The 15,965-nt window shown below is 69.0% G+C and carries 16 protein-coding genes; 8 read left to right on the forward strand and 8 right to left on the reverse strand.

Features of this window, described 5'->3' with window-relative positions:
* Positions 1-42: 42 nt before the first annotated feature.
* From LMI96_RS07120 to LMI96_RS07145, 6 genes are all read right to left on the reverse strand, one after another.
* On the reverse strand, positions 43-1,680 hold the full coding sequence (locus tag LMI96_RS07120) for an FAD-dependent oxidoreductase (RefSeq protein WP_228360982.1): 1,638 nt from the start codon (positions 1,678-1,680) through the stop codon (positions 43-45).
* 61 nt (positions 1,681-1,741) lie between these two features.
* Positions 1,742-2,659: a carbohydrate ABC transporter permease gene (locus LMI96_RS07125; protein WP_228360983.1), complete on the reverse strand. Its 918-nt coding sequence runs from the start codon at positions 2,657-2,659 to the stop codon at positions 1,742-1,744.
* On the reverse strand, positions 2,656-3,567 hold the full coding sequence (locus LMI96_RS07130; RefSeq protein ID WP_228360984.1) for a carbohydrate ABC transporter permease: 912 nt from the start codon (positions 3,565-3,567) through the stop codon (positions 2,656-2,658). Before LMI96_RS07130 ends, LMI96_RS07125 begins: the two co-directional genes overlap by 4 nt.
* A 61-nt stretch (positions 3,568-3,628) precedes the next feature.
* Positions 3,629-4,969 (reverse strand): ABC transporter substrate-binding protein, encoded by a 1,341-nt coding sequence (locus tag LMI96_RS07135; RefSeq protein WP_228360985.1) that lies wholly within the window; start codon positions 4,967-4,969, stop codon positions 3,629-3,631.
* A 68-nt stretch (positions 4,970-5,037) separates the two neighbouring features.
* Positions 5,038-6,090 carry a LacI family DNA-binding transcriptional regulator gene (locus LMI96_RS07140; RefSeq protein ID WP_228360986.1) on the reverse strand — a complete coding sequence of 351 codons (1,053 nt, stop codon included), beginning with the start codon at positions 6,088-6,090 and terminating at the stop codon, positions 5,038-5,040.
* A gap of 162 nt (positions 6,091-6,252) precedes the next feature.
* Positions 6,253-7,692: an HNH endonuclease signature motif containing protein gene (locus tag LMI96_RS07145; RefSeq protein WP_228360987.1), complete on the reverse strand. Its 1,440-nt coding sequence runs from the start codon at positions 7,690-7,692 to the stop codon at positions 6,253-6,255.
* 207 nt (positions 7,693-7,899) lie between these two features.
* On the opposite strand from LMI96_RS07145, the gene LMI96_RS07150 reads away from it, so the two are divergent.
* Positions 7,900-8,583: an HAD family hydrolase gene (locus tag LMI96_RS07150; RefSeq protein ID WP_228360988.1), complete on the forward strand. Its 684-nt coding sequence runs from the start codon at positions 7,900-7,902 to the stop codon at positions 8,581-8,583.
* An 8-nt stretch (positions 8,584-8,591) separates the two neighbouring features.
* Here LMI96_RS07150 and LMI96_RS07155 read toward each other — a convergent pair whose 3' ends face one another.
* Positions 8,592-9,971 carry a glycosyltransferase gene (locus LMI96_RS07155; protein WP_228360989.1) on the reverse strand — a complete coding sequence of 460 codons (1,380 nt, stop codon included), beginning with the start codon at positions 9,969-9,971 and terminating at the stop codon, positions 8,592-8,594.
* Between the two features lie 51 nt (positions 9,972-10,022).
* Between LMI96_RS07155 and LMI96_RS07160 the strand changes: the two genes are divergently transcribed.
* The 5 genes from LMI96_RS07160 to LMI96_RS07185 all read left to right on the forward strand — a co-directional run bounded on the left by LMI96_RS07160 (position 10,023) and on the right by LMI96_RS07185 (position 13,198).
* Positions 10,023-10,730, forward strand: a complete 708-nt coding sequence (locus LMI96_RS07160) for a hypothetical protein (protein ID WP_228360990.1) — start codon at positions 10,023-10,025, stop codon at positions 10,728-10,730.
* Between the two features lie 2 nt (positions 10,731-10,732).
* Entirely contained in the window at positions 10,733-11,383 is a 651-nt protein-coding gene (locus LMI96_RS16320; RefSeq protein ID WP_308015752.1) for a helix-turn-helix domain-containing protein, read from the forward strand.
* A 111-nt stretch (positions 11,384-11,494) separates the two neighbouring features.
* Positions 11,495-12,220 (forward strand): excalibur calcium-binding domain-containing protein, encoded by a 726-nt coding sequence (locus tag LMI96_RS16100; RefSeq protein WP_267059308.1) that lies wholly within the window; start codon positions 11,495-11,497, stop codon positions 12,218-12,220.
* A 376-nt stretch (positions 12,221-12,596) separates the two neighbouring features.
* Positions 12,597-12,788: a hypothetical protein gene (locus tag LMI96_RS07180; protein WP_223721688.1), complete on the forward strand. Its 192-nt coding sequence runs from the start codon at positions 12,597-12,599 to the stop codon at positions 12,786-12,788.
* A gap of 86 nt (positions 12,789-12,874) precedes the next feature.
* On the forward strand, positions 12,875-13,198 hold the full coding sequence (locus LMI96_RS07185; RefSeq protein WP_228360991.1) for a hypothetical protein: 324 nt from the start codon (positions 12,875-12,877) through the stop codon (positions 13,196-13,198).
* A 27-nt stretch (positions 13,199-13,225) separates the two neighbouring features.
* On the opposite strand, the gene LMI96_RS07190 is transcribed toward LMI96_RS07185, so the two are convergent.
* Entirely contained in the window at positions 13,226-13,513 is a 288-nt protein-coding gene (locus LMI96_RS07190; protein WP_228360992.1) for a helix-turn-helix domain-containing protein, read from the reverse strand.
* A 197-nt stretch (positions 13,514-13,710) separates the two neighbouring features.
* Here LMI96_RS07190 and LMI96_RS07195 point away from each other — a divergent pair, with 197 nt between their 5' ends.
* Together LMI96_RS07195 and LMI96_RS07200 are read left to right on the forward strand one after the other, a co-directional pair.
* Positions 13,711-14,124, forward strand: coding sequence for a hypothetical protein (locus tag LMI96_RS07195; protein WP_228360993.1), 414 nt, complete (start codon positions 13,711-13,713; stop codon positions 14,122-14,124).
* Positions 14,125-14,315: 191 nt separating this feature from the next.
* Positions 14,316-15,965 carry a sugar transferase gene (locus LMI96_RS07200; RefSeq protein WP_228360994.1) on the forward strand — a complete coding sequence of 550 codons (1,650 nt, stop codon included), beginning with the start codon at positions 14,316-14,318 and terminating at the stop codon, positions 15,963-15,965.

The following is a 15,965-nucleotide window of genomic DNA, read 5'->3' on the forward strand; positions in this document are numbered from 1 at the left end:
GCATCCTTTCCCCCGCACCGGCGGCGGCCACCCGGCGCACCGTCACCGGGCTGTGACGACCGCCGCGCTGCGCGATCCGCCCGTGCGGATGCCCTCGTCCCACGCGAGCGCGATTCCGAGTCGCCCGCTCAGCAGCCGCTGGTAGTCGGCACGGACGAGGGGGTCGCCGTGCACGTCTGCGGGGCGGCGTGAGGTCGTGGCGCAGAATGCGGCGAGCGCGCCCGCCGCTTCCCCGATCGACCATTCCACCGGATGCAGCCGGTAGGCGCCGTTGGTGATGTGGGTGCTCCCGATGTTTTTGTTCGCCGCCAGCAGGTTCGTCGTGTCCTGCGGGATGAGGGCGCCCAAGGGGATCTGGAAAGGGAAGCAGTCGATATCGACGTAGGTGCGTCCCGACGTCGAAGGATGCAGGTCGATCCGATAGAAGCCGATGCCGACGCTGTCGTCGAACACCGCGGATCCCGCTCCCTCCCCCCGCATCTCACGCCCGATGTGCTGCTCGGTCACGGTGAACAGCGCCCGGATGCGCCGCGATTCCCGCACGTAGACAGCCTTCGCGAGTCCGTCGGTCGTCCCCATGACGTCGCCCCGTGGGGCGAGCTCGGGGTAGCCCGTCCCCCCGTCCGAGCGCGGCGCCTCGGTCTGGATCCAGTGGATGAAAGAGAGGGTGAGCTCGCGCGATTCACGGAGGGCGATCTCCTGCCGATCCGGCGTCCCGCCGACGAGCGGGGTGTCCCAGTAGTCGATCTGCGGCCAGTTCATGAGGGTCACGTCATGGCCCGCCCATCCTTCGGTCATCATGCGGCGGGCGAGGATGCGGCGGTAGTGCCACAGGTCCAGATCGTCACTGCCGATCGCGTCCTCCGGCCGCGCTTCGAACAGCGGCCGCTCGCGACGCTCGAGGGTGATCGGGTGCACGTCGGTCCACGAAAGCTGCGGTCCGGGCCAGAACGAGGGGACCGTCGTGCGCCACCGGTCGTAGCTCGCGGGCCGGTCGATCACGTGCGACTCGCCGGTGCGCAGCTCGAGCGCGGCACACCACGTGACCGCCTGCTGGTCGCCCGGGTCGGCGACGGCAGGCGCGTGCAGCTCGCCCGTCTCGTCCGCTCCCTCCGCACCCACGACGTGCGCAACACCGCCGAGATCGAGCAGGTCGCCGAGCTCGGTGGCGTCGGCGAAGAATTCCGCGTGGACGATCAGTTCGTCGCCGGTCCGCGAACTGCGCAGCCGCACCGCCACGATCCGGTCGCCGTCACGATCCACCGCCACGGGTTCGTGCTCGGTGAGCACGGTCAGCAGGCCTGCGGCTTCGAGGGGCGAGGTCATCTCTCGCACCGCGAGATGCGCCACGCGTGGCTCGGCGCACAGGCGTGACACGAAGCCGGCGCCGGGGTTGAGGGCGACCGTGGTGCGGGCGCGCTCGGTAAGCGGGTATTCGCGGCGGTAGTGGTCGCGGATGCGGTCGCGCAGTTCGCTGTAGCTCGGCGAGATGGTCTGCCGGTCGATCCATTCGTGCTCGTCGGGCGGCACGCCCTGGCTCGTCAGCTGTCCGCCGAGCCAGTCGGTGGGCTCGGTCAGCAGGACGCGGAGGCCGAGCCGGGCAGCGGTCACGGCGGCGGCGGTGCCGCCGAGTCCCCCGCCGATGACAGCGAAGGGCACCTGGATAGAGCGAGTGGGCATGACGGATCGGCCTTTCGGGTCGAGGAAGAGTGGTGGAGCGGGCTGGAACCTGGGGTCCTGATCAGCCCTTGACGCTGCCGTCAGAGAGTCCGGAGATGAAGCTGCGCTGGTTGAAGAGAAAGACGATGAGCACGGGAACGGTGGCGATCACCGTGCCCGCCATGAGCGGGCCGTACTGCACGTTGCCGCTGCCGAGGAAGCGGGCGAGCGCCAGTTGCACGGTCTGCACCTCCTGCGACGACGTGACCACGAGCGGCCAGAGGAAGTCGTCCCAGACTCCGGTGAACGAGAAGATGGCGACGACCGCGATCAGCGGGCGGGCCAGCGGCAGGTAGACGCTGAAGAAGATCCGCAGCTCGCCGGCTCCGTCCATTCGCGCCGCCTCACCGAGCTCGAGCGGCGCCGAGGTGAAGAACTGACGGGCGAGGAAGATGTTCATCGGCATGACGATGTAGGGCAGGATGACGCCGGCGAGCGTGTCGAGCAGGCCGCTGCCGCCCTGCCCCAGGATGTCGTTGCCGCCCACGAGCGGGATGCCGCGTGCCATCAGGAACAACGGGATGAGGGTCACCGAGATCGGGATGGCCGCGGTCGATACGAGCGTGTAGAACAGCGCCTTATTGCCCGGGAACGGGAGCATTGCGAATGCGTAGCCGGCCAGCACCGCGAAGAGGCAGTTCGTGGCGACCGTGACGAGCCCCACGATGCCCGAGTTGAGCAGTGCCCGCGCCAGGTCGGCGTCGAAGAACGCCGTCGTGTAGTTCTCGAGCGTCGGGTTCGCCGGAATCAGCGACACCGAACCGAATGCCTCGGAGGGCGGGGTGAACGAGAGCGAGATCACCCACGCGAAGGGCACGAGTACAAGCATGGTGACGATCACGAGCGTGATGATCGATCCCGCGCGCCGTTCGCGCGGGCCCTCTCCACGCCGCATCCGCTGCAACGCGCTGGCCCGACGGGTAGGAGCGGAGGCGGTCATCGCTGCTTCCCCATCACGCCGCGGACCGCGAGCACCGAGAAGCCGATGATGAGCGCGAAGAGGACGAAGGCCATGGCCGATGCCGATCCCATCTGGTTGTACTGGAACGCCTCGGTGTAGATGAGGTAGTTGACCGTGGTGGTGCTGCCGAGAGGTCCGCCCTGGGTGAGTACGTAGATCTCGGCGAAGCCCTGCGCGAGGTAGATGATGTCCATCGCGACGACGTAGACGAGCATCGGGCGAAGGCCCGGCAGCGTCACGTAGCGGAAAGACGCCCAGCGTCCGGCCCCGTCGACCCGCGCCGCCTCGTACAGCTCCCGCGGGATCGACTGGAGCCCGGCGAGCAGGAGCACCATGTTGCTGCCGAGCGCTTTCCAGATGCGCATCGCCGACACGGCGTTGAGAGACGAGTCCGCATCGAGCAGCCAGCTCTGCGCCGGCATCCCGAAGAACCCGAGGATCTCGTTGAAGAGCCCGGTCTGCGAGTACATCCACAGCCAGACCATGCTGACCGCGGTGAGCGAGACGATGTGCGGCACGTAGAGCGCCGAGCGGAAGAGACCGACGCCCTTGAACGGCCGGTTCACGAGCAGGGCCAGCAGGAGCGCGATCACCACCGTGATCGGGAGCACCTGCAGCACATAGCGCCCGGTGACCAGCAGCGCGTTGCCGAACTCCGCGTCGCCGAGCAGCTCGGCGTAGTTGTCGACCCCGGTGAACTCCGGGCCCGAGCGGCTGAGTGGGCTGTAGGTCGTGAACGAGAGGATGAGCCCGTAGAAGACAGGGATCAGCTGGAAGATGATGATGTACAGCGCCGCCGGCAGAACGAAGAGCAGCCCGACGATCGCGGAGCGACTCCAGCGCCGGCGACGACGCGGGCCCGAGGGTGACCCCGGTGGCGGGGTCACCCCGGCAGACGCTGCGGAGGCGCCTGCCGGGACGAGAGCGGCGGAAGACATCGAGCGGGCCTCAGCCGTTCGCCGAAAGGATCTTGTCGGCTTCGGTGGCGGCCTCGTCGAGACTTTCGTCGACGCCTGCGACACCGTTGAGTGCACGTTCGAGCTGCTTGTCGAGCGCGTCGCGCACCTGCACCCATCCGACGACGTTCGGGTTCGCACGCAGGTTCTCGGACTCGGCGAGGAACGCGGAGATGATCGGGCTGTTCTTCGCGTAGTCGCTGTCGGCCGCCGATGCACGGACGGGGATAGTGCCGGTGCCCTGGGTGTACTCGGTGCTGATGTCGGGGGTCAGCATGAACTCGATGAAGCTCCAGGCCAGGTCCGGGTCCGCTGCGTCGGCGTTGATCATGAGACCGGGGCCGGCACCGCCGAACGCCGCGGGCTCGCCGCCGTTGAACGAGAGCGCGGGCATGACGCGCAGGTCGCGATCGGGGGCCGCATCCATGATCTGCTGCATCATCGAGGGCGCCTGGATCGTCATGGCCGCCGATCCGAGCACGAGCGGCTGCTGCGCAGCCGGCGCGTTGAGGTAGTCCTCGCCGAGGTTGGCCGAGACCGCGTCGTCGCCGTAGAGGCTGGCGAAGAACTCGAGGGCCTCTTGCCCTTCGCTGGAGGCGAAGGTGGATTCCGTGCCGGCGTCGTTGACCAGGGTTCCGCCCGCACCGAAGAGGAACGTGGCGAATGATTGCTGGCGCGCGATCGCCTGACTCGGGGCGAGAAAACCTGAGCGCGTGATGGTGCCGGACCCGTCCTTCTCGGTCAGAGCGTCGGCGTCCTTTTTGAGCTCCTCCCATGTCGTGGGCGGAGCATCGGGGTCGAGGCCTGCCGCGGTGAAGGCGTCGGCGTCGTACATCACGAGGTAGCCCTGAAGCGACAGGGGCATGAGGTACTGCACCCCGTCGACCTGTCCGCCGGAGAGGGCGGTGGCGAGGTCCGCCTGGTCGTCGGCGCCCATCGCCGCGACGCGGTCGTCGAGATCCAGGATGCGGTCGTTGACCACGAAGTCGGCGGTCGCGGCGGGGCCGTGGCCGAAGATGTCGGGCGCGGTCCCGGCGGCGAAAGCGGAGTTGAGCTTGGTCGAGATATCGCCCCAGTCGACGTAGGTGACCTCGACGGTGGCGCCGGTCTGCTCTTCGAACTCGGGAACGATGGTGTTGGTCACCAGATCGATCTCGGTCTGGTTGGTGCCGGGCAGCCAGACGGTGAGGGTGTCGCTTCCGTCGTCTCCGCCGGAGCCGCCGCTGCCCGCGCATCCGCTCACGACGAGGACCGTCGCGGCGCCGATCAGCAGCAGGGCCGAGCCACGGCGGCGTGTGGTGCGCCCGGGGCGAGCGAGAGAGTGAACATCCATGTTGTCTCCTTATTCGTATTAGCAATTCAGATGAGCAATGCGCAGTACAGAAGAGATCCGGTGAGCTCTCAGGCCGAGGGCGCCAGCGCGGCGGGCGCCGGGGCGCCGACGGTTTCACCGGTGGGCGGCTCGCAGTGCACGGGTGCCGCGAAGGTCGGCGCGTCCACGCCTTCGATGACCGAGAGCAGCAGCTCAACAGCCCGCCGCCCCATCGCCCGGCGCGGCACGCGAACGTGACTGAAGGCGCCACCACCGCGGGGATCGTCGTCGAGGCTGATTACCGACAGGTCGCGCGGGGCGACGAGATTGGCGTCGGCGAGGGCGGAGGCCAGGGCGCGTGCCAGATCGAACGTCTCCACCACGATCGCGGTGGAGCCGCTCCGGCGCATGGCCCTCACCCAATCAGCGGTGACATCGGCTTCAGGCCGCACCTCGACACGGTACGTGACGTCGTGTTCGGCGACGGCGATGGCCGCTTCGAACCCCTCGAGTCGCTCCTGTTGCGCGAGAGCGCGCAGCGGGGCGGCGAGGTAGGTGACGGTGCGGTGGCCGGCGTCGACCAGGGTGCGGACGACCGGCTCCATCGCGGCCGCGTAGTCGGCCGTGACGAACGGGATGTCGAGGCCCTCGACTTCACGGCGACCGATGAAGACGAAGGGGAAGCCCTCATCGGAGAGCCGGTGGATCTCGTCGTCGTTCTTCTCGAACCCCAGGATGATCGCACCATCGGCCAACCGCATCCGATTGCTGCCGGAGCCGTAGATGCTGCGAGTGCCGTCGGGCTTCTGCGTGGAGGCGAAAAGCACGAGGTCGAGGCCACTGTCGACCGCTTGCTCCTCGATGCCGTTGAGAAACTCGCGGTAGTAGTCGTCGGGCGCCGTCGGGAAGACCCGCTCGAAGGTGTGCACCCCGATCAGGCCGCTGCGTCCGCCGCGCAGCGATTGCGCGGCGATGTTCGGCGCGTACCCGAGCTCCGTCATGGCCTCGCGGATTCGCTGCTGCGTCGACTCGGGGATCCGGTTTTCGGCCGCCCGGTCGTTCAGCACCATCGACACCGTTGCCTGCGACACACCGGCGAGGCGGGCGATGTCACTTTGGCGGGGAATGCGGGGGCGGGTCACGAGCGTCTCCTTCGACGATGTTGAGCCGAGCCTAGACACTAATACGTATAAGCAGCAAGCGGAAGTTTCAGATCCCGCACCGTCGGGCTCACCCGCGCCTGCGGTCGCGCCCACGCAAAGCCCGCGCCCCCGCAACCCCCGCGCAACTCGCCCCCGCCCGGCCTACTGCCGCGCGAGCCGGTGTTGTCGGCGCAGCCGGATCGGGGATCGGGTGACGCGTCGCCAGGTGCCGGTGGCATCCCACCAGGATGGCCCTCGGACTTCGGGGATGCCGAGGGCCATGCGGATCGCCCATCCGCTCCCTTCGAGGGTGCGGTGATGGTGCCAGCAGAGCAGCACACCGTTGTCGGTCGTCGTGGCACCGCCTCGCGCATGCTCGGTCACGTGGTGAATTTCGCACCATGCTCCGGGCACCTCGCATCCGGGAATGATGCAGGCGCCGTCGCGGAGGAGGATCGCCCGGCGCTGCGTGGCGCTGAACACCCGGTCGGCGATCGAGATCGACATCACTCGCCCGCGGTCGTCGCACATGACGCGCTGCACACCGCCGGCGCACGCCACCTGTCGCGCCACCGAGAGCGGCACCGGGGCGTCGATGCCGTCGACGTGGGCCATGCCGCGGCCCGAGGCGAGGTCGTCGCGCGTGACCGACACGATGAGCGTCGGCGCGGCGCCGCCGATCGTGGGCAGCTCGCCCGCCCGGGCGGCGACCGTCAGGATCGTGGCCAGCGCGTCGTGCTGCCGCTGCGCGCGGGTGCGGAAGTCGGCGGGCGCCTCGCCCATGCCGTCATCGTCACCGGGTTCCGGGGCGGGCCGGAACGACGGGCCCGCGGTGCGATTCTTGGGGTTGAGGATGCTGTCGCAGAGCCGCTGCAGTTGGCCCGCGACGTCGGGCAGCAGTTCGCCGCGCAGGGGGATGACGCCGTCGCGCGCACGGCCGAACGTGAGGCCGCGGCGGCGCATCGCTGCGGCATCGGCGGGCGCCGCCCCATCCGGATCGAGGTACATCGCCCACACCGACGCCTGCGCTCGCAGTTCGTCGGCGCACGGCAGCGGCCCGGTCGCCATTCCCCCGCGGTCGGCTCCGATGCCGCGCGCCGACGCGGCCAGCTCTTCATCGGCCGCGTGCCGGTGGGATGCGTCGCGCGTGGCACCGTCGATGGCCGACGCCACCGCGGCGACAGCGTCGACGCCGACCACCCCGTCGGCGAGCGCCGCGCGCATCGCCGGGAACGCGGCGGGAAGCGCCTGGCCCGTCGTGATCGCCACGGGTTGCGCCACCGCGTTCGCCGCCCGCACGAACGACCGCGCGGCCTGACCCGACACCCGCGTCGTGCGCTGAACGAGTTCGGCGACGGTGCGGGCACCGTGGCGCGTCGTGAAGCGTTCCGCGATCGCCCCGATCTCGGAGCGCACCGCGACCTGCGCGGTGGCCTCGATCACGAGCGCGTCACTGCGCCGACCGATGTCGCCCGCCACCTCGAGCAATGCCCGCAGGTCAGCATCCGACAACCCGCGCACGTCATCCCCCGCGAGCACCGACGCGACCGCCGCGCCGAGCCGCGAGGCGAGGTCGCGAAGGGTGTCGACGGGGCTTTCCATACCTCTATTCTGCCGAGGGCCACCGACATTGCCCCGGCCCGAAAGACCCGGTCCGGAGATGAATCGAAAGGCACGCCGCGGACGCCTCCGCAGGTCGTTTTCCCTGACGGCCACACCTCGCGACACCGCCGCCAGATGTGCCCCAGCACACCCGCCGTGCGCACGCCACCCGCTGCACGGCACGCGTCGAGCGGGTTGGCTGGTCTCATGACCGACTCCCCCGACATCCGCACCGCAGTCCTCTTCGACATCGACGGCACGCTCGTCGACTCGAACTATCTGCACATCGAGGCGTGGCATCACGCGTTCGCCGCGGTGGGGCATCCGGTCGATGCGTGGCGCATCCACCGGTCGATCGGCATGGATTCCGGCATGCTCCTCGACGCGCTTCTCGGCGACGCGGCGGAGTCGGTGGGCGATACGGCGAAGCAGAAGCATGCGGAGTTCTACGAGAACCTCGCCGACCGCCTGCGCCCGATCGAGGGCGCCCGGGCACTACTGAGCGCGCTGGCCGATCGCGGTCACGGGGTCGTGCTGGCGACGTCGGCGCCCGAGAGCGAGCTCGAGACGCTGCTCGAGGTGCTCGATGTCGGACCGGATGTGGATGCGGTCACCTCATCGGAAGACGTGGGCACCGCGAAGCCCGATCCCGACATCATCGAGGTCGCGCTCGAGAAGGCCGGCGTTCCCGCCGATCGCGCCATCCTGGTCGGCGACGCCGTGTGGGATGTGAAGGCGGCCCTGCGCGCCGGCGTGCAGACGATCGGCGTGCGCAGCGGCGGGTACAGCGCGGCGGAGCTTCGGGATGCGGGCGCCATCGCGGTCTACGACGATGTCGCCGACCTGCTCGCCCACCTCGACGTGAGCCCGATCGCGAACCTTCGCGTCTAGAAGCGGCATCATCCGCCGAGCATCGCCTCGACATCGTCGACGAGCGCGGGCGCTCCTCCCGCGGCGGTGATCCGCTCGCCGATGCGCCGCGCGGCGGCCGCGTACGCGGGGTCACCGAGGATGCGGGTGACCGCGCGCTCCACCTGCGCGGCAGACGGACGCCCCGTGCCGAGACTGATGCCGGCGCCCGACCACTGCACGCGCGCGGAGGTTTCGACCTTGTCTTCGCTGTCGCCGGCGACGACGATCGGCACGCCGTAGCGCATCGCGTGGTGCAGTCCGCCGTACCCGCCGTTCGTGATGAACACGTCGGTGCGCGGCAGCAGCATGTCGTACGGCAGGTAGTCCGCCGCGACCGCGTTGTGCGGCAGGGGCGGCAGGTCGGCGGCGGGGCGCCCGCCCGCGGTGACGACGACCTGCACCGGATGGTGAGCGAGCGCCTCGAGCGTGGGCGCGATGAGTTCGGAGAAGTCGGTGTTGGCGACCGTGCCCTGCGTCACGTGCACGACGGGCACGTGCTCGTCGAGCGCCTGTAGCCAGGCCGGCACGGTCCGGGCCGAGGCCGCATCCGAGCCCGCGACAGCGGCCGAGGCCGAGCCCGCATCCGTGCCCGCAGCCGCAGCCGCACCCGAGCCCGCCGCCGGAGAACTCATCGGACCGTAGAAGCGCAGCGCGCTCGGCGCGTCGCTGCGCGGGTACTCGAACTCGGCGACGGTGAATTGCGCGATCAGGTCGCTGCGGTCGAGCACGTCCATGAAGAACGCACCGTCGAGCCCCGGTGCGCCGAGCTCGTCGAGCATGCCGTCGAGCGCGCGGTGCGCTCCCGACAGCACCCACCGGGCCGAGCGGTTGAGCACGGCGTCGCGGATGCGCCCCCACTGCCGCGAGCGGGAAGGCACGATGCCGAGCCCGTAGGGCGGGCAGTCGCGACTGGAGAATCCCGCCGGGCCGACGCCGCACATGACGGTGAGCCGCCGCTCGTTCCGCGGCCGGGCGAAGAGCGTCTGCACCCCGAGAAAGGTCATGTCGTGGAACACGACGTCGGCCGGTTCGCTCGCGAGCAGCTCGTCGAGGCGACGCGCGGCGGGCAGCGCGGGGCGCACGAACGCCTCCTCGACTCCCGCGTTGATGGTCGCGATGCCGCGGTTCCGCCCCGAGGAGCCGACGGTGTCCAGAGTGTCGGCCTCGGGCGGCAGCGCGACGAACTCGACGTCGGCCGCGCGCACGCGTTCGGCGTACCGCGCGCCGGTCAGCATCCGCACTCGCCACCCTCTCGCGCGCAGCTCGCGCGCGACGACGAGCATCGGGTCGACGTGCCCGATGGCGGGCATGGCGCACAGCAGCGCAGACCGGGTCGGTGTCGTCATCGCGCGATCTCCAATTGACATGTTCGCCACACTAATGGATATTGGCACGCACCAACAGATTGGAATCTCACAATGACTGCTCCCATCGCTCCCGCCGGGCCGACCCCCGACAGAACTCTCGCACCCCCGGTCGCCGCGCGCACCGCATCCGTCCCGGTGACATCGCACCCCGCGTGGGCTCGTGGCGGAGGCGGCGCGATCGCCGTCGGCGGTGCGCTGCTGCTGGCCGCGACCGTCGTCGAGGTGCCGCTCTGGGATGACGTGGCGGGCCCGATGCTGCCGCTGTTCACGGCGCTGTTTCTCGCGAGCGCCGTCGTGCACGCGCTCGCGATGCTGCCGCTGGCGCTCGGTTCGACCGGCGCGGATGGCGTCGTCGGCACGCCGAATCGGGTGACGCGAATGGTGGGGACCGTCGCTTTGCTGGGCTTCGGCGCCATCTTTCTGCTGAATCAGACGCTGTACTACGTCACGACGTACGGCGCACCGGATGGGGCGGGCTACTCCACGATCGCGTGGTTTCCGCCGCTGCTCGCGGGCGCGCAACTGGTGTTCCTGCTGGCGGCGTCGATCGCGGTCGTGCGCGCCGGGGTGGCGACGGGGGCGGCGCGCTGGTCGTTGCTCGCGCTGACGATCGTGGCGGCGATCGCGGGCGCGGTGGCCGGCGCGAGCGGAGAGGTGACGGTCGTCACGATCGCGCTCGTGTCGTCGTGCGTGGCGCAGATCGTCGTGGGCGCGGTGCTGTTCGGTGCGCGCGGGCGCACGGTCGGCGGTACGGTCTGAGGATGCCCCGCGCTTACCACTCCCCTCGCCGGGAGGCGGATGCGGCGGCCACCCGCGCCGGCATCGTGGCGGCGGCGGCGCGGCTCTTCATCCGTGACGGGTACGCGGCGACGTCGATGAAGGCGATCGCGGCGGAGGCGGGGGTGTCGCCGCAGACCGTGCAGCTGCACGGGCCGAAGCACGCGCTGCTCATCGGCGCATTCGAGACGGCGTTCGCGGGCGATGAGGGGTCGCATTCGCTCACGGATCGTCCGGTCATGGCCGAGATCATGGGCGAGCCGAACTTCGATGTCGCGCTGCAGAAGTACGTCGGTTTCCTCACCCGGGCGAATGCGCGGTCTGCGACTGTTGTGCGAGCGATGATGGCGGCCGCCGATGCCGATCCCGCCGTGCGGGCGGCGTACGCCGAACTCGAGCAGCGCCGGCAGCGCGACATGGGGCTCGCGGCGCAGTGGTTCGTCGGCCGTGAGCGCATCGCCGCGGCGCACGCTTCGGCGGGGGCCGATGTGCTCAGTCATCTCACCGGCCCCGATACGTATCTGCACTTCACGCAGGATCGCGGATGGAGCGACGACCGCTATTCCGCGTGGGTCGCGCACCAGCTCCGCACACTGGATCAGCAGGTGGCGTTCGGCGAGAACGCCCCGCGCTAGACGACGCACGGACCGCACCCGCCCGCGATCCCGGTGGTCGTCGCACCCCCGGCCGCGCTACGCTCAGCGCGATCGGCCCACCGAAGGGCCGTCTTATCCTGGGGGATATTCATGGCTGCAACGAGCCCATCATCGAGCGCTGTACCGAGCCCTGCCGCGGGCTGGTACCCCGCACCGCACGCCGACGGCGAGTCGAGGTACTGGGACGGCACCCAGTGGCTCGAACCGGAGTCGCCGACGGAGGCGATCACGACCGATGCGGCACCCGCGCAGCCGGCCGCGGGCGTGCCGTTCTTCCAGCGCCCGATGAGTCGTCGGGCGGCCGCGTTCGTGGCGGGCGGCGCATTCCTGCTCGGCATCCTGCTCGCCGGCAGCTCCGTCGGTGCGGCGAACGGTTCGCAGGTCTCGACGCTCGAGGGTCAGGTCATCGAGCTCGAGAACGTCAGCGCCGAGAACGATCGCCTCGCCGAGGAGTACGCGCAGCTCACGAAAGATTACGCGCAGCTGGAGGATGCGGGCGCCTCGCTCGAGTCGCAGATCACCGGGCTGAAAGCCGGCACCACCGATCTCGAGGCCCAGCTGGCCACGGCCACCACCGAGCGCGACGCGCAGGCAGCACGGGTCGCCGAACTCGAGGCCGCGCAGAACGCGAAGCCCGTCGTCCAGCCCGCCGCGCCGGCAGCGCCGGCCGCCCCCGCTGCGCCTGCGGCTCCGTCGAACACGTACTTCCAGAACTGCGACGCCGCCCGCGCCGCAGGTGCTGCTCCGGTGCGCGTCGGCGACCCCGGCTACGGCCGGCACCTCGACCGCGACGGCGACGGCACCGGCTGCGAGTGACGCCCCGCCATCCGCAGCCACGCCTGCAGGGCGCACGGATGCTGACCGACTAATCGGTCAAGCCAGAGCCGAGGAGCACCTCGCGCATCCCATGTATACATGGGATTTGTGATATCCATGGAGGTGAGCGCTCGCTCCCCGCGAAGGCCCGAGCGCTCGCACCCGCACTGGGGGCCCCCGGCTCCCCGGTCCTCAGAACGCCCCGAGTCGCCCCTGTTGCGACTCGGGGCGTTCTTTGACTGTGCACCGACATGTCATCGTCACGTCCTCGCCATGTACACATGGTAATCTCCGACGAAAGTCGAGCGTGATTCAGCATTCGGAAGGCGTACTACCAATGTCATCGCAAGGGATGAGTGGCGCCGAGCGGCGCCCCGTGACCAGCGTCTACGAGGGCCTGCGTTGGGTGCGCCCCGAAAAACGAGTCCGGCTCGACCCCGAGACCGCCATGCAGCTTCGCGCGGCGGGCATCACGATGGTGCGGGTGAAGGTCGGCTGGGGCAAAGAGCGAGAAGTGTCGCTGCAGTACTACCTCGATCGATACGGCAGCGCCCGTCGTCAGGGGTAATACGCAGCACCGAGGATCTCCCGCTCTTCGCGCCTGCCTTCCGGATGCAGCCGCGAAGCGAACGACACGAAACCAGGCTCCCATCGATGACACTCACGAACGGACGAATTGACGCCCCCTGCCCCGTCTGGTGCACCGGCGATCATGATGCCTCAAAAAATCGAAGACTGACCCACCGCAGCAACCCCGCAGCGGTCGCCGCCGTAGAGCGCCGAGGGCGCCTCGAGGATGGACCCTCGATCCCCGTCACGGTCGACCTGATCGTCGGGCTCGAACAGTCGCACTCAGAGCTGTGGGTGTGGCTCGGACCCGAAGACGATGCCTCGCGGGGAATGGCGATCAGCTTCGAGAGCGCGCAGCGACTCAGTCGCGCGCTCGCCCAGACGCTCGAGTCGGCACAGCAGAGCTAACAGCGCCCGAGCAAAGACGCTCGGGAACTACGCAGCGTTCGCGTGTGCCAGAGCGTGCGGGATGGGCGGCAGCAGTTCCGCGACGTCCAGATCGAGCACCAGCGCCAGCGACACCAGTGTCTGCAGCCGGGGGTTCGCCGGATCGCCGGGGTTCGATTCGCCTTTTTCGAGCTTCTGGTAGGTAAATGTTGCGAGCCCGGCCTCGCGGGCCACGTGCTCCTGGCTCAGCCCTGCCGCGGCGCGAACCCGACTCAAGTTGTCGCCCAGCGCGCGACAGTACTCCACCCAGGTCTCGTCCGTGCGCGAAAAGGTCATGTCTCCAGAGTGACGGATCTCGGTCGAAAACGTAACCGCCTACCAAAATGCAGCCTACGCATGTATACGTGTCGCCCACCAGTTCCGGTGGCCGAAACAGCAACATCCCATCGAGTACCACGCAAACATGGTAAGCATGTCGTGACGAGGACCGTCTTCTCGTTGGCAGCGCGGTCGTCGAAGCGAGGGGGATCGCGATGAACGGCGAGGAGACACGGCATGCCCGAACGAAGGTGGACACCCTGACGCGCGAAGTGCTCGGATACCTCGCCGGCGACCGTTCCGCCGCGGATGGCGCGCGCATCGCCGGAGTCTCGTCGGCGGTGTTCCTCGACGTCGCCGACGCGTTCTTGCAGCTCGTCACATCGCGAGCCCACACCACGCGTCATCGCCTCGGCGCGGCGGGTCCCGCGCAGTCCGCATCCTGCGTGCACGCCGTGACTCGCTACTTGTCGGGCACGGCGAGCCTTCGAGAGAGCGCCCGTCGCGCCGGCGTCCCCGGCGAGTGGGTGGCGAGGGTGAGCAGCGAGTGCATCTCTTATATGTCTCGCGTATCTGCCCGGGCTCTCGTCAATGCCCGTCGAGCGACCGCGTCCGGCAACGACGCATGAAGCGCCGAGAAACAACTCCCCTTAACCCCGTGTCACCCAAACGGCCGACTTATGTCAACGTGCCCCCTTCACTAGGCTTCGACGGGGGCCAACGCACCGTGACTTCACATTTCTCAGCCGACACACCGTCGTCACATTCGACTGGTAGCGTCCCCGAAAACGAGCATCGCGACGGGCATAAGGGGGAAACTGTGTCGACCGAATCTCAGGTCGATGCGACGATGGCGCCGCACACGACAAAGCTCTTTTCCGACGAACCGTTTACCGGCGAGGTTCCTCGCCCGAAGACCGCGGCGACTCCGCTCCCGACTCGGCCTGATGCTCCGGATGCTGCGAACCCCGCTTCGCTCCCCCGCACAGACCTCGCTGCGCAGCCCGAAGCTCGCCTTCCCAAGAACTGGCGGCGCAGCTACCAGCGACGCCTCTGGGTCACCGATTTCCTGGTGCTCGTGTGGGTTGTGTTCGGCACCCAGATCGCGTGGTTCGGCCTCGGCAACGCCCAGCTGTCGATTCTCCTAGACAGTCGCCTCAGCGACGTCTCCTACTGGACCTTCTCGGCCGGCCTCGTGCTGGTCTGGGTCATCGCCCTGTCGTGGAGCGATTCGCGCAGCTACCGAGTGATCGGCACCGGCTCAAGCGAGTACGTGCGCGTGACGGATGCGAGCCTCCGCCTGTTCGGAGCCATCGCGATCCTCGCCTTCCTCACGCGTATCGACGTCGCGCGGGGCTTCCTTCTCATCAGCCTTCCGATGGGCATCATCGTTCTGCTGTTCACCCGCTGGCTGTGGCGTCAGTGGCTCATCGCTAAGCGGTCGACCGGAACGTTCTCCGCGCGGGTGCTGCTCGTCGGTTCCGTGGATTCGGTCGCGCAGATCGCCCGGGAACTGCAGCGCAATCCCTCTGCCGGATACCACGTGGTCGGCGCGTGCTCCCCGAGCGGCACGGTCGGTGGCACCGTTCCTGGCACCGACATCCCGTTGATGGGTTCGGTCAACGCGGTCGAGCGAGCGATGCAGCTGACTAACGCCGACACCGTCGCGGTGACGAGCACAGACGAGCTTCCGCCCGACAAGGTGAAACAGATCTCCTGGAACCTGCAGGCGGGCCGGCAGCACCTCGTACTCGCACCGAGCATCGTCGACATCGCCGGGCCTCGCCTGCACACTCGCCCGGTCGCCGGTCTCCCCCTGATCCACATCGAGACGCCGCGCTTCAGCAAGGGCCAGCTGTTCCTCAAGCGGTTCGTCGACGTAAGCGCGAGTTCGATCGGGGTCCTCATCCTGAGCCCGGTACTCGCCGTCCTCGCAATGACCATCCGCCTGTCGTCGGAAGGGCCGGTTCTCTTCCGGCAGACGCGCATAGGCCGGGGCGGGCGCGAGTTCACGATGCTCAAGTTCCGTTCGATGGTAATCAACGCCGAGGAGCTGCTCGAGAATCTTCACCGTGAGCGCCGCGAGCAGGGCATCGACTCGGGCAACGAGGTTCTCTTCAAGATGAAGAACGACCCGCGCGTAACGCCGGTCGGCCGCATCATGCGCAAGTTCAGCCTCGACGAGCTGCCTCAGCTGTTCAACGTGATCGGCGGCTCAATGTCGCTGGTGGGCCCACGCCCTCCGCTGCCCAGCGAGGTCGAGCAGTACGCCACCCACGTGCACCGCCGCTTCCTCGTGAAACCCGGTATCACCGGCCTGTGGCAGGTCAGCGGTCGATCAAGCCTCTCGTGGGAAGACACCGTCCGACTGGACCTGTCGTACGTCGAGAACTGGTCGCTGCTCGGCGACCTCGCCATCCTTGCAAAAACCGCGAAAGCTGCTGTCGCACCCGGCGACACCGCTTCCTAA

This window comes from Microbacterium sp. cx-59, assembly GCF_020805625.1.
In the GTDB taxonomy this organism is placed as follows: Bacteria; Actinomycetota; Actinomycetes; order Actinomycetales; family Microbacteriaceae; genus Microbacterium.